The following is a 12,682-nucleotide window of genomic DNA, read 5'->3' on the forward strand; positions in this document are numbered from 1 at the left end:
ATTGCTAATTGCTAATTGCTAATTGCTAATTGCTAATTGCTAATTGCTAATTGCTCATTGGGGAAAATCCTCCCCCGCTCCCCCGCTCCCCTGCTCCCCCGCTCCCCTGCTCCCCTGCTCCCCCGCTCCCCTGCTCCCCTGCTCCCCCGCTCCCCTGCTCCCCCGCTCAAGAGCTCAAGAGCTCCCCTGCTCCCCTGCTCCCTTATCTCCTTTGAAGAGTGCTAATAATGCCAGTGCCAATAGAAAGTAAAAGCAGCAACCATAAAACACCACCAGGAATAAATGTTAGTATGCCAAAACCTCTAAGTAGCCAAATTATAAGGGTAATACTTAGGATAATTCCGAAAATACGGGCAAAGGATGGAGTACGAAGCTTACGAGAATTAGTCATATTTAATATCAAAAATTAGACCCTTCAGCAAAGATGTTTGCGATCGCCTAGCACCCATCCTTACTCTGATAATACACATTATGATATTTTTGTCAATCAATATCGCCTAAATTATCAGATTTGTACCTTATGTAAACTTTTGTAAATACAGTGAGGGGTTTCACCCCCTGCCGTGCTAGATTAAATGAGTAGATGCACCCTGATGGCTTTCCCGCTCCAACCGAGCGGGATTTTTGTTTGCTCCTATAGCCACCGCCAAGGTGATGAGGACTTTCTTAATTGCTGAAACCATTACTAAACAACGATTGCAGTTGACTTTTACCTTACTAGAGGCGGTTGCTATAACTCCAGCCTTCTACCTTCAGCCCTCTGCTATACCCCACCCTTGGCAAAAACCCCGCACTGCGAAATACTACAAAAGCGATAGCATAAGTTGGGAAATGGGTTTTTAAGAAACATGAACTTAACGCTAGGAACAGTCCTTCAAGACGGCAAATACAGGATAGACGAAATTTTGGGCATAGGAAGGTTCGGGATTACCTACCGAGCCACTCACACCTATCTAGCTCAAACAGTCGTACTCAAAACCCTGAACGATAGCCTGCACCAACACCCTGATTTTGCCAAATTTCAGGCTCAATTTGTTGGAGAAGCCAAGCTTCTTTCGTGGTGTCAGCATCCCAACATCGTCCGAATGCTGGACTTTTTTGAGGAAGCAGGGTTGTCTTTTATTGTCATGGACTATATTCCTGGTCAAACTCTAGCTCAATTGATAAAATCGGGTCAGCCCTTACCGGCAGCCGAAGCTCTGCACTACATTCGGCAAATTGCCTCCGCTCTGAGTACACTTCACAAAAGCGACTTAGTACATCGAGACATCAAACCAGAAAACATTATCCGGCGAGCGGGGACTCATTTAGTAATGCTGATTGATTTTGGCCTTACCCACGAGTTTACCTACGGTATGAGGCAAAACAACACCAGTTTGCGATCGCCTTACGCACCAATTGAGCAGTATCTCTCCCAGGAAGAGGGGGACACAGGAGAGACACTTTCGCTTCCCAATTCATCTCGCTCAGGTTTAGAGAAAACCAAAATTGCCAATAAGTTGACTCCCGCTACAGATATTTATGGTTTGGCTGCAACCTTTTACTACTTGCTGACGGGTGAACCGCCTGTGGCGGCTGTACTACGCGATCGCATTCCCCTGTTTTCCTTGCAGCAATTTCAATCGCAACCCTGTCCAGCCATTGAGCAAGCTATTCTGCGAGGCCTAGAAATAGACGCTCGCAATCGCCACCAGACAGTAGAAGATTGGCTGGCTTTTTTGGAAACTCAGCAGTTATTAGAAAGGAAGAAAAAGCAAGCAGAAAATGCCGAATTACCCATTTTTCCTTCCTCATCCTTTATTTTGTTCCTGTTTGTCTTCACGGCTGGAGTGGCTGGTTGGATAGGTTTTGACTTAGCGCGGCGCTATAATGATATGACTGCTATGAACAAGAACTTTCCAGCGGATCGATCTTTCATGCCCTTAGAGAGTTCGCTACACCCAGAATTCCGCAGCCAAAATCCCTCTGTCCCTTTATTCGGTGAACCATCTATCCAGAGCAGCCCTACATTCCCTCTGCAATGGCATAAACCTCCTAAAGGCAGCTCTGAAAGTGTTACGGAGCAAAAAACTACCGCATCTGCATCTACCTCTGCGATCGAATCCTCTGCAATACCAACTCCAGAATCTTCTGAGCTTGAGCCTGAGCCTAAACTTGAGCGTGAGCCTGAACCCGAGCGCGCGGAGTTTTATACTCCTGAACCTGAACCTGAGCAGGCGGAATCCTATACTCCTGAACCTCAACGGGAATATCCGCCAGAACCTCCCGCCCCTGCACCTACACCAGTTCCAGAAGTTGCACCATTACCGCCAGAGCCGCCCCAGCCCTCTGCACCTCTACCCGCACCGGCACCCCCTGCTGCTGAGGCTCCCTTATTTCCTGAATCTCCCCTAGAGCCTGCATCAGCGCCCATTCCTCAGCCAAAGCCAGAACTTTTGCCGCCAATCTCGGAGGAGAATAGTGTAGACAGTTCGCGATCGCAGAACCCTCAAGATTTGGGGCCGACTGTTCCCTTCCCAGAACCTTCTTCAAACTAACAGGACTTACACACACTAAGGCAATTGACTTTACAGCCCAATGTCCTAGTAGTAAACCATAAATTTCTTGTACCACCACCTTTGGTCTTTGAGAACGAATATGAGTTTTCCGTGAACAAGATTAGCGATCGCATAAAATAATGACCCGCAGAATTGGTGTGCCTGCTGGTCATTTTTTTAATGATAAAGTTTCTACAATATTGATGATGTTAAGTAGCCCTACCTAATTATAGGAATTACACAAAACTATTTGTAACGCCGCTGTCCCGGCGGTAGAGATACTGCTGGGACAGTGGCGTGACGATATCGATCCGTAAGTCGTGTAAATGTTGCCTTCTACTTATCACCGCTGAGGTCTATTTCCGCCTCTATTCTGGTTTGTAACATTCGCCCGACGCTCTTGCATCAGTTGTGCCAATTGACGGCGCTGCTCTGGGGTTAAAACTTCCCGCATCGCCAGCATAATATCAAATTGCAACTCTGCCATCCGCTGTCCATCAGCTAAAACTTGACGGTGTTTTTCGCGAATTTGACTCTCTGAAGTAGTGCCGCTCATCATATTCATTAACTCTTGTCGAGATTTACGCATTGCTTCTCGGCGCTGGGCAATTTGGTCTTTATATTGATTGCGAATTGCCTGCATTTTCTGCTTTTGATCTGCGGTTAAATTCAGTTTCTCAAACAACTGACCGCCATCGCGCATAGGAGGCCCTGGCTCCTGTGGAGCTTGAGCAATTGTTTGAGGTAATTTAGGAACTGCGATCGCGGCAGTGCTACCTAGAGAGAGCATTAAAAAAGCTAAAGCTGAAAAACGGCGCAATAACATGAATGTCACCTATTTGATATTGGTTAGTTGTGAGTTGTTAATTGTCAGTTGGAAATGTCATCGGTAGCAAATTAGAATCGCTCACGGCTCCATCCCAATTACTTACAAGAAATGCTTCTAGATGAGCTTCTTCAGTAGCGCTAAGTCTTGTAGGAGTTAGAGTATGATAGCCAGACCAAGCAACTAACAAACTAGCAGCAATAGCAGGGGGAAATACCCACAAGCGATTTTGGATTTTTGCTCTATGTTTAGCAAATAGCGATAAGAGGGGTAGATTTTGAATTTTATCTTTATCTCTGTTTGCTGTTGAGTTTTCCCCTTCTATAGCTACCATAATTCTTTGCTCTAAATCTGGCATCTCTTCAGGAATAATTGGACGATATAGCTTCAAAAAACTGACTAATTTTTTGTCACTAATTGGTTCATTCATAACTGAACTCCTTCTTGTTGTAAAAATTCACGCACGGTAGCTCTAGCACGAAATAGTCGAGATTTAACAGTTCCAACAGGCACTCCCAAAATTTGAGCAACATCTTTTTGCGGAAGGTCTTCTAAATCATGCAGCACTAAAACACTGCGGTGTTCAAAGCTTAGTTTTTCTAAGCCTCGCTTCACTAAATCTTGATAGTGAATCTGCATTAAATCAAAGTCTAAGGAAATTTTTGAGTTGGCATCCACACTAAAATGTTCCTCTATTTTAAGTTTAGAATTAAACGAGCGCTGCTGGGCAAATGCTTGCCTTTGATCGGCAGCAACATTCCAGGTAATTCTATAGAGCCAAGTGGAAAAGTTGTCTCTCTGTTTGAGTTTGGGTAGTCCTTTCCAGACTCGTAAGAATACCTCTTGCACTAAATCATCTAAGAAGAATTGACCGCAGAGTTGGTAAAGGGTTGACCTGACTTTGTTTTGATAGCGTCTGTACAGGTGGCGAAAGCAGGTGCGATCGCCTTCCAAGCACTGAGCGATTAGGTACGAGTCAGAGTAACCAGGTATGGCATCGGTTGGCACAGCTAACACCAGCAGAGTCTCCCTCTCCAGTTTGATATCTGACAGGTTTAGACACTGGATCTCGAAAAAAGGTTCAACCTCAGATTTAGTAGTAATGGTCAGAGTGGTAAGATACCTGTGTAACAGTGGCAATTGTGTCATTTTTTCCGGGCTGATGTGAATTATGGTCGCCGTGTGGCTGAAGGGTTAGGAATTGCGATCGATCCAGGGATGATTGCTAAGTTGGCTGCGCCTGTTGGGGTGTAGTTGGTGATGAAAAGTCTTTTTTGATTGCATTTTTTAACGGGTGCGGAATCCGCACCTCTTCTTTTCTAAGAGAAACTATTTTTCTATAGTTTCCCGTTTAAAACCTAATCTTATTCCTGGTAAACCAGAATTTTTTAATCGCTTACAAATCTCTTCTTTAGCCGATTCAAAGCTAGGAAAATCCGCGCTTATTCCAAAAGGAATCCAAGCACTATATCCAAGAGTCTCCAGTTTTATATTTACCTTTGCAGGAACTATATACTTACGAGCAGAAACATAAAACTTTTCTATATACCCTATCCCATTACTTAACTGATTAGCCGCAGGGATAGCAAAATCTTTCAGATACTCCTCAACCAAGAGCCATCCTTTTTTCTCAACACTAGCTAAAAGATAGACGGTATCAAGTTGAGAAGGTGCATAGTGTGTTTTGTTGTTGTTTAGTATTCCGTAGGCTAGATTATAATAAATAGGATACTTCTGGTTGTTAGCATCTGTTTCATACTTGCTAGGCATCTTCATGTCAACGCTAAAACATTTAATACATAGCCCCATTCTTTCTCCAGAATAACCAATGTCAATCACCCCACCTCTATTGTATTTTTCAGGATCAATTTCTCGATTCATCAATAGTTCTTCAATTGTAGTAAAGTCTGAGCTAATCAGTTTTGATTTAATAGGTTGAGAGCGACTGCCTATTCCACGTATTCCTGTTTTATAGTCATCACTAATTTTGCACATCATTGCCTTAGCAGCTTTACTATCCACTGGTTCATTGAATAGTATTTTTATCAAGTCTAAAGTATAAGGTTTAAGTCTCTTGATATGCAAGAAATAGCGATCTTTTTCATCAGCTTGATTTTGAATTTTACCTAGTGATTCTGGAGTTAAAGCCCTAATATAATCTTGAGCTAAAGTAGTATCAGTATATTCTCTAATACCTTCTGTTTCTTCTTTTGAGTACCAACGATTCCAATAATTAACTTCAACTACATATCCATTTACATAAAGTCGATACATCCAAGGATAGACAGGTGGAACCTCCCATTTACTAGCATAAGCCTTGCGACTGCTAAATGCCTTTTTGATTAGGGCTTCTTCCTCCTCAATAGAAGCAGGTTGGTATTTTTCTTTAAGAATATCTATATCTAGGCAAACATGAATAATACTTAATCCCAATATTTTCTTCTGTGCCAGCCAATCAATGGTAATTTGAGACTGAATTTCTTTTCTGGGTGGTTCTACTCCTAATAAAAAAGCAAAATCAGAGATTGCAGCTATGGTTTCCCTTAATAGAGTTTCAACTGGCCGCACTTTTTTTGTCTTTACTGGACTAGAGTTTAAGTGTGGATGATATTTTTCAATACGTTGCTTCTCTACGCTGTCTAGTTGAGATTCGCTAACTTGCTCATAGTAAATTGTGAAATGTTTCTTTTTTTGTGCTTCTAGTTGATAGATCCGATGATGAGATTTACCTTGCCAACGTTTACAGATGTTTTTTGCTTTTCCTACATACCAAACATTGTTAGTTTCATCCAGAACGTAGTAGATACCTGAATATTCAGGTAGTAGCTGTTTCGCCTGTAAAGAAACCTTTGACAATTGTAAGATTACTGGATCGGCAATCACCTGATTTTCCTCCAATATTGTTTTATATTCAATAACTTCAGACACTTTTCAATGGGCAACAGTAGAATGCGGGTTTTGGACTCCAAGATGGCTGCGTAGGCGTAGCCCACCGCAGGCATCGCTAGTTCACTCTACGCCAACACTAGGATACTTTCGGTTTCACTATCTCCAAATTGGATAATAGTATCAAAATTATATCTCAAAATCTGAATAATCTTTGATGTAGGACTGTTACCAATCCGAAGATAGACAAATTTGGGTGGATGACTATACAGTAAACTACGTTGATGAAAGTCAGAATCCTTGGAAGCAATCACAAAGTTATTGACTTTTGCATAGTCCCAAATAATCGCATCATCAGTATTCGTAAGTGCCAAATTCTTGACATGATTGGAATTGGGATACAAATCAATAATCTTGGCAATAATCCGGTCTGAAAGGTTTTCGTCTAATAATAGTTTCACAGGGATGCTACGAATAACTTTTTCTCACGGTCAGCAGCAAAAGCAAGACAGGCTTTGATATCTTCCGAATTAAGTTCAGAAAAGTCTTCCAGAATCTCTGCTTCTGTCATGCCACCTGCTAAATACTCTAAGATGTCGTAGACTGTAATTCTCATTCCCCGAATACAGGGTTTGCCACTGCGTTTTCCTGGCTCAATTGTAATGATGTTGTGGTAATCCATAAGGTGATAATTAATGCAATTATACCGGCACGTCTTGTATTTAGCCTTGTGTGAGGGAAATCGCTCATATTGAGCTATTGTAGCATCTCTCTTAGCCTGCTTACGCCGTGACCATCTCCTGCGTAAGTTCGGGAGAAACTGGCTAAATTTATAATACCACAATCTGCTACTGAATATAATTATGTGTATCCTCTAGTTTCTGATAGTTCCATGACCACATCTCTTCGATCGTGCGACCGTCTGTGTTAGGTGTCTGACCAATATAAAAGGCTAAAATACTGCCTTTGGGATAATTTACTAAATCCTGTTGATCTGATTTAATATCCATTGTTTCAGAATCCATAATTACATAAGTTATCGCAAAGTCACAAACTCTTCGGCTGTGGATGGATGAATGCCAATGGTAGCATCAAAGTCTTTCTTCGTAGCTCCCATATTAACTGCGATTGCCATACCCTGAATAATCTCCGCAGCATCTTTTCCTACCATGTGAACTCCCAAAACGATGTCAGTATTTTCCTCAACTATTAACTTAACAAAGGTTTTCTCATCAGCACCAGTCAAACTGTGAAACATGGGGCGAAATTTACTGCTATAGCATTTGATTGAATCCCCAAATTTTACTCGCGCTTGTGCTTCTGTCAGACCCACGCTAGCAGATTCTGGTTGAGAAAACACCGCCGAAGCTACATTTTTATGACTAATCGCTCTAGGGTTATTACCAAATTCAGTATCGGCAAAAGCTCGACCTTCGCCAATAGCAACTGGTGTTAAATTTATCCTGTTTGTACAGTCTCCGACGGCAAAAATATGGTGCTGGCTGGTACGACTATTTTTTGTAACTGCGATCGCGCCTAAGACTGTCTCAACTCCTGCATTCTCTAAACCCAATCCCTCTAAATTTGGACTGCGGCCAGTAGCACAAAGTAAAGCATCTACTGTTATTGTTCCTTGGCAAGCTCCCCACAATCTTAATTTTAAACCCTCTGGGGTTTTTTCAATTTGCTCAATAGCGCTTTCCGTCAAAAATTCCACACCATGTTTAGTCATTCCTTCTTGAATGTTGAAGCGAATATCTTCGTCAAAACCGTTTAAAATTAAGTCTCGCCTGATGATTTGACTAACGCGACTTCCTAACCCGTTCATAATGCAGGCAAATTCAACGCCGATGTAGCCGCCACCCCAAATTGCAATCCGTTTTGGCTGTTCTTTTAGCAAGAATATCTCGCGGGATGTGATGCTGTGTTCTATTCCGGGAATGTCAGGTTTGAATGCTTCGCCACCTACGGCAATTAAGATTTTCTCTGCTGTGATTTTGCGATCGCCAATTTCGACGGTGTGGGGGTCTACAAATTTGGCGAATCCAGAAATCAATTCAACTCCGGCTTTTTCCAACAAGCTGATGTGCAGTTTACTCAATCTGCGGACTTCTTTATCTACGGCTGTTACGAGTTTTAGCCAATCAAAGCTACTCTCAACTTCACTCCATCCATAACCGATCACATCTTGATAAAGGTGCGAGAAACTAGAAGCGTAGACCATCAGCTTTTTGGGTACGCAGCCGCGAATTACGCAAGTACCCCCAACGAGATCCCCTTCTGCGATCGCAACTTTCGCTCCGTAACTAGCAGCTCTTTTAGAAGCCGCCAATCCCCCAGATCCCGCACCGATCGTAAACAAGTCATAATCGTATGCCATAATTGTTATCTCCTCTGCTATTAAGATTGTAGTAATTTTGCTCTTGATTTTTTTAAATTAGCTCTCAAAAATTTTTATTTTTTTGGTAAAACCGCTTGCTTTTATTAACTTGACATGATATTATTTTATAATGGAAATCCGTCCAAAAATTTTATTTTTGCCACCATCCCATTATCTAGATAATACCATAATACACCACCAAAATATATATAAAAATGTAACATTTTTTGCCGCCACCAGCCTCTATTCTCAACTTTCGCTGTTTATTGCTAAAGTTTTTGACTAAAATTAAATCTAACAAAACTTACACACACTCTGCCATATCTCAATCAGGAAATAAATCATGTCAAAACAACCATCAGAAAACATCAATGCTTCACAGATCAACCCTGATACAGGGTTTCTCGATCCTGCCAACATCAGATTGATCTCCGCGCCCCCCATTGACCCAGCGGATGACCCATTGTTCGACCCCAACTTTTTTAACCTCACAAATGATGAGGACATAGTTTCCCTCGCACCTCGCATCCTGCGTTCAACTCCCGGAGGTTTAATTGCCCTAGATGGAAATGATTTTGTCAAAGGATCTGACGAACCGGAATTAATAAATGGAAATGCAGGCGAAGACACCTTAGTTGGTAGTGGTGGAGACGATACTTTGCGAGGCGGTATAGATTTTGACCAGATTTATGGTGGGGTTGGCAACGACATTCTTAACGGGAATAAAGAAGACGATTATGTGATTGGAAATGAGGGAAACGATGTGTTACGGGGTGGCAAAGGCAATGACAATTTAGTAGGTGAGGAAGATAACGATACCTTGATCGGTGATGGGGGTATCGATAAGCTTTGGGGAGGTGCAGGTGAAGATATCTTTGTGCTCACGAAAGATTCCGCAGTCCCCAATCAAGAAGTTGGTTCCCTTCAACCCCGGTCTAATAACGATCAGTTTATTATTGACCCAGTTATCGCCGATTTTATTTTAGATTTCACTCCTGGTTCTGGAGATGCGATCGGCTTGACTGGAGGAATGACACAGGATGATATTGTTGTTACTGAAAGGTTTTTAACAATTGGCGATCGCAGAGATTTTGACAGCAGAGGCCCTTTTCCTTTGGGAATCCCAAGGACGGCAGATTTCCAAACAGAAAACATTAAAGTTTCGGTAATTAGAGAAACCAGCACTGGCAATATTCTGGGTATGGTCAAGAATATCTCTCCCGAACAACTTAAGTTTGTATCTATCTCAGATCGAACAATAGGTTTAGGGTAAAAGTGGTAATTGGTAATGGCTAATGGCTAATGGCTAATGGCTAATGGCTAATTACCCATCTCCCCCATCTCCCCCATCCTCCCCATCTCCCCCTCTCTTTCCCTAGCCCCTCTTTTTCAGGCTGGTATGATTACAGTAAAAGTTGAACCCTTACCCAACTCACTTTTTACTGTAATCTCTCCTCCCATCATCTCGCAGAATTTCTTCGCGATCGCCAACCCCAAACCAGTACCACCGTATTTGCGCGTAGTCGAAGGATCTGCCTGCATAAAAGGTTGAAATAACTTTTGTAACTGATCTGAACTCATGCCGATCCCAGTATCAGTGCAATTAAAAATTAAAAAATCATAATCAGCGATTAAACCTTTAGATAAATCACTTTTAACATCTAATTCGTTATTCTTTAATCCTTCAGACTCAATAGCTACTTTTTCCCTATTCACAGTCAGCAAAATCGTACCGTCATGGGTGAACTTAGCTGCATTACTGAGCAAATTAAACAAAATCTGTCGTACTTTCGTTTGGTCTGAGTGCATAGATCCAATATTATCTCCATACTGTACATTCAGGCGATTAGTATTTTTGATCAATAGCGGCTCGACAGTTGCCACCACATCTCGAATTGTAGTCCTCACATCGAAAGTGATAAACTCCATCTCCATCCTGCCGGCTTCAATCTTAGACAAGTCAAGAATTTCATCAATCAATCCCAGTAAATGCTTGCCTGCTTTGTAAATATTCTTTACGTCACAAACAAAATCTTTCTCACCTAAATCTTCAGCATCCTCTTGTAATATCTCGCTATAGCCAATGATTGCGTTGAGAGGAGTTCGCAACTCGTGACTCATGTTAGCAAGAAATTGGCTCTTAGCTAAATTGGCAGCTTCAGCAGCTTCTTTAGCTCTATACATTTCTTCTAGAACTCGTTTACGATCGGTAATATCGCGGACAACTGTGCAAATAATCTCTCGACCACCGTAAGAAATCATGTTAGCGCTTACCTCAACATCAACCAGAGAACCATCTCGACGGCAGTAAATCACTTCGCCTAGCCTGCGCTGTTTTCTCCTAATCAACAGCTCTATATTGCGGTTGATTGTATCTTTGTCGTGGACGGTAATATCGTAAATAGTGAGTTTTAAAATATCATCAAGAGTATAGCCAAGTAAATTTATAAAAGCTGTATTAGCTTCTAAAATGCGTTTAGTTTTAACTTCAAACAAAAAAATACTATCTGAGGCTTGCTCAACTACAGCGCGATAGCGAGCTCTTTCCTCAATTTGTTCGCTCTCAGCTTGCTCGATTTCAGTTAGCATTCCATTGATAGTGCTACCAAGGCTCGATAATTCATCTCTACCTGCTACAGACAATCGCAATGAGAGGTCTTTGCTAGTGCTAATGCGGTTCACACCTCGTGTGAGATGGCTCAAACGAGACAAGACTTGGCGTTCTAATAGCAGCACAGTACAGCCGCTAAACCCCACCCCCACTATCACTACAGAGGCAAGCAAGTAGTGTAAACTCCTTTGACCTTGCTGATAGATTTCTCTGGGAATATTCACTTGCAATAGCAGCGCCGGCTTACCATAAATGTCTTTGAAGAGAGCATATCCTGCGATTTTCTCTTCGTTCACGGGGCGCACTAAAATCGGGTTTTTTTCAGACAGGATATCCCGTACAATCTTGAAGTCTGCGGGTAGCTGAGGCTCATTAATACTATAAACTGTGAGGGGAAAGCGCGTAATTTTCGACAACCGCTTAATACCAACAGCATCTAATTTACGACCAAAGATCAGTGTACCTCGGATTGGGCCTGTTCCTTGAGTAGTTACAATCGGTTGTGAAGTAATCAATATCGGCTCTGAAAGTAGCAGAATAATGCCAGAGCGCTTACTTTTGGGGTTGGGGTGCTGTAACAGAAGATCGTTAACATTTAGATGGGGTTTTAACATCTCCGGTATCGGTGTTTTTTCGCCGTTTTTAGTATCGAAACCAGTACCGTAGACTATCTTGCCAGAACTATTAATAAATAACGCCAAATTTACCTTCAAGTTTCCTAGCGCTTCGGGCGCTAAATTCGAGTTAATATATCCTTTGTTTGCATCTTGAATGAAAGTATATGTGTCATCCCACGCTGACCAATCAGCAAAGCGGGAGTTGAAGTCGTCTTCTGTTTGGCCAAAAACGCTCAGCACTCCGTTCACAACTTGACGAGCTTCCTGTTCCTCAGCTTTCTTGAGACTCCTCAGAAGGATTGTTGAGGATGTGATATAAAGAACGCTAGTCAATCCAGCGAGGGTTGCACCAATTATTAATAGTGTCTTATGACGAAGTTTCATCTTTTTTCCTGACTGGATACTCCTGTCATACCTATATTGAGGTTGACAGTGAGAGAAAAGACTTTCTCAGAGTATATGCTTCTCCATGATTAGTCCTCAAGCCGGAACTCAGGAGCAACCTTTCACTGCCAATCTTCAGATGGCGATTGCTCAATAATACCTCTCTCTAAGGAGATGGGGAGACTGGGAGATGGGGAGATGGGGAGATGGGGAGATAGAGTCAACTATATACAATATCTTTTTTTGTCACTCTCGTTACAGCATTTTCTAAAGTATTTAGGATTAGAACTTACGCAAAACTATCCGTAACGCCGCCATCTTGGCGGTAAAGTCACCGCCAAGATGGCGGCGTTACGTAATCGTGCGTAAGTCCTGAGTATTGATTTACTTAGGCTTTCGCCTTGAAGCGTTCAGCTACCAAGCTCATCTTTTGACTTTGAT

14 protein-coding genes are annotated in these 12,682 nt (G+C 42.2%); 4 read left to right on the plus strand and 10 right to left on the minus strand.

Annotated elements, in window-relative coordinates; translation table 11 throughout:
• Positions 1 to 202: 202 nt before the first annotated feature.
• Positions 203 to 391 (minus strand): hypothetical protein, encoded by a 189-nt coding sequence (locus PY364_RS06595; RefSeq protein ID WP_275521430.1) that lies wholly within the window; start codon positions 389 to 391, stop codon positions 203 to 205.
• 233 nt (positions 392 to 624) lie between these two features.
• Here PY364_RS06595 and PY364_RS06600 point away from each other — a divergent pair, with 233 nt between their 5' ends.
• Positions 625 to 843 (plus strand): hypothetical protein, encoded by a 219-nt coding sequence (locus tag PY364_RS06600; RefSeq protein WP_275521431.1) that lies wholly within the window; start codon positions 625 to 627, stop codon positions 841 to 843.
• Positions 844 to 848: 5 nt separating this feature from the next.
• Positions 849 to 2,537: a serine/threonine-protein kinase gene (locus tag PY364_RS06605; protein WP_275521432.1), complete on the plus strand. Its 1,689-nt coding sequence runs from the start codon at positions 849 to 851 to the stop codon at positions 2,535 to 2,537.
• 343 nt (positions 2,538 to 2,880) lie between these two features.
• Here the strand turns inward: PY364_RS06605 and PY364_RS06610 are convergent, their stop codons facing one another.
• The 8 genes from PY364_RS06610 to gor form a co-directional block, all read right to left on the minus strand.
• On the minus strand, positions 2,881 to 3,363 hold the full coding sequence (locus PY364_RS06610) for a Spy/CpxP family protein refolding chaperone (protein WP_275521433.1): 483 nt from the start codon (positions 3,361 to 3,363) through the stop codon (positions 2,881 to 2,883).
• A 37-nt stretch (positions 3,364 to 3,400) separates the two neighbouring features.
• The gene (locus tag PY364_RS06615; RefSeq protein ID WP_275521434.1) at positions 3,401 to 3,793 is read right to left on the minus strand and encodes a hypothetical protein; all 393 of its coding nucleotides are present in this window, start codon (positions 3,791 to 3,793) and stop codon (positions 3,401 to 3,403) included.
• Entirely contained in the window at positions 3,790 to 4,380 is a 591-nt protein-coding gene (locus PY364_RS06620; protein WP_275521470.1) for a sigma-70 family RNA polymerase sigma factor, read from the minus strand. The genes PY364_RS06615 and PY364_RS06620 overlap by 4 nt, the downstream gene beginning before the upstream one ends.
• 312 nt (positions 4,381 to 4,692) lie before the next feature.
• Complete coding sequence (locus PY364_RS06625; protein ID WP_275521435.1) at positions 4,693 to 6,291, minus strand: hypothetical protein; 1,599 nt, start codon at positions 6,289 to 6,291, stop codon at positions 4,693 to 4,695.
• Positions 6,292 to 6,377: 86 nt separating this feature from the next.
• On the minus strand, positions 6,378 to 6,710 hold the full coding sequence (locus PY364_RS06630) for a DUF5615 family PIN-like protein (protein ID WP_275521436.1): 333 nt from the start codon (positions 6,708 to 6,710) through the stop codon (positions 6,378 to 6,380).
• Positions 6,707 to 6,931 (minus strand): DUF433 domain-containing protein, encoded by a 225-nt coding sequence (locus tag PY364_RS06635; RefSeq protein WP_275521437.1) that lies wholly within the window; start codon positions 6,929 to 6,931, stop codon positions 6,707 to 6,709. The genes PY364_RS06630 and PY364_RS06635 overlap by 4 nt, the downstream gene beginning before the upstream one ends.
• Before the next feature lie 166 nt (positions 6,932 to 7,097).
• Complete coding sequence (locus PY364_RS06640; protein ID WP_275521438.1) at positions 7,098 to 7,259, minus strand: hypothetical protein; 162 nt, start codon at positions 7,257 to 7,259, stop codon at positions 7,098 to 7,100.
• Between the two features lie 26 nt (positions 7,260 to 7,285).
• Positions 7,286 to 8,629 carry a glutathione-disulfide reductase gene (gene gor / locus PY364_RS06645; RefSeq protein WP_275521439.1) on the minus strand — a complete coding sequence of 448 codons (1,344 nt, stop codon included), beginning with the start codon at positions 8,627 to 8,629 and terminating at the stop codon, positions 7,286 to 7,288.
• A 130-nt stretch (positions 8,630 to 8,759) separates the two neighbouring features.
• Between gor and PY364_RS06650 the strand changes: the two genes are divergently transcribed.
• Both PY364_RS06650 and PY364_RS06655 read left to right on the plus strand, forming a co-directional pair.
• Positions 8,760 to 8,915 carry a hypothetical protein gene (locus tag PY364_RS06650; protein WP_275521440.1) on the plus strand — a complete coding sequence of 52 codons (156 nt, stop codon included), beginning with the start codon at positions 8,760 to 8,762 and terminating at the stop codon, positions 8,913 to 8,915.
• A 57-nt stretch (positions 8,916 to 8,972) separates the two neighbouring features.
• Entirely contained in the window at positions 8,973 to 9,902 is a 930-nt protein-coding gene (locus PY364_RS06655; protein ID WP_275521441.1) for a calcium-binding protein, read from the plus strand.
• Positions 9,903 to 10,018: 116 nt separating this feature from the next.
• On the opposite strand, the gene PY364_RS06660 is transcribed toward PY364_RS06655, so the two are convergent.
• On the minus strand, positions 10,019 to 12,241 hold the full coding sequence (locus PY364_RS06660; RefSeq protein WP_275521442.1) for a CHASE4 domain-containing protein: 2,223 nt from the start codon (positions 12,239 to 12,241) through the stop codon (positions 10,019 to 10,021).
• Positions 12,242 to 12,682 lie beyond the last annotated feature (441 nt).

The organism is Kamptonema sp. UHCC 0994, assembly GCF_029167235.1.
Classification (GTDB): domain Bacteria; phylum Cyanobacteriota; class Cyanobacteriia; order Cyanobacteriales; family Microcoleaceae; genus Kamptonema.

Bases quoted from the DNA above. Each gene is read 5' to 3' on its own strand.
- PY364_RS06640 (WP_275521438.1), bottom strand. From the start codon at position 7,259: ATGGATATTAAATCAGATCAACAGGATTTAGTAAATTATCCCAAAGGC.
- PY364_RS06610 (WP_275521433.1), bottom strand. From the start codon at position 3,363: ATGTTATTGCGCCGTTTTTCAGCTTTAGCTTTTTTAATGCTCTCTCTA.
- PY364_RS06660 (WP_275521442.1), bottom strand. From the start codon at position 12,241: ATGAAACTTCGTCATAAGACACTATTAATAATTGGTGCAACCCTCGCT.
- gor (WP_275521439.1), bottom strand. From the start codon at position 8,629: ATGGCATACGATTATGACTTGTTTACGATCGGTGCGGGATCTGGGGGA.
- PY364_RS06635 (WP_275521437.1), bottom strand. From the start codon at position 6,931: ATGGATTACCACAACATCATTACAATTGAGCCAGGAAAACGCAGTGGC.
- PY364_RS06605 (WP_275521432.1), top strand. From the start codon at position 849: ATGAACTTAACGCTAGGAACAGTCCTTCAAGACGGCAAATACAGGATA.
- PY364_RS06615 (WP_275521434.1), bottom strand. From the start codon at position 3,793: ATGAATGAACCAATTAGTGACAAAAAATTAGTCAGTTTTTTGAAGCTA.
- PY364_RS06595 (WP_275521430.1), bottom strand. From the start codon at position 391: ATGACTAATTCTCGTAAGCTTCGTACTCCATCCTTTGCCCGTATTTTC.
- PY364_RS06650 (WP_275521440.1), top strand. From the start codon at position 8,760: ATGGAAATCCGTCCAAAAATTTTATTTTTGCCACCATCCCATTATCTA.
- PY364_RS06655 (WP_275521441.1), top strand. From the start codon at position 8,973: ATGTCAAAACAACCATCAGAAAACATCAATGCTTCACAGATCAACCCT.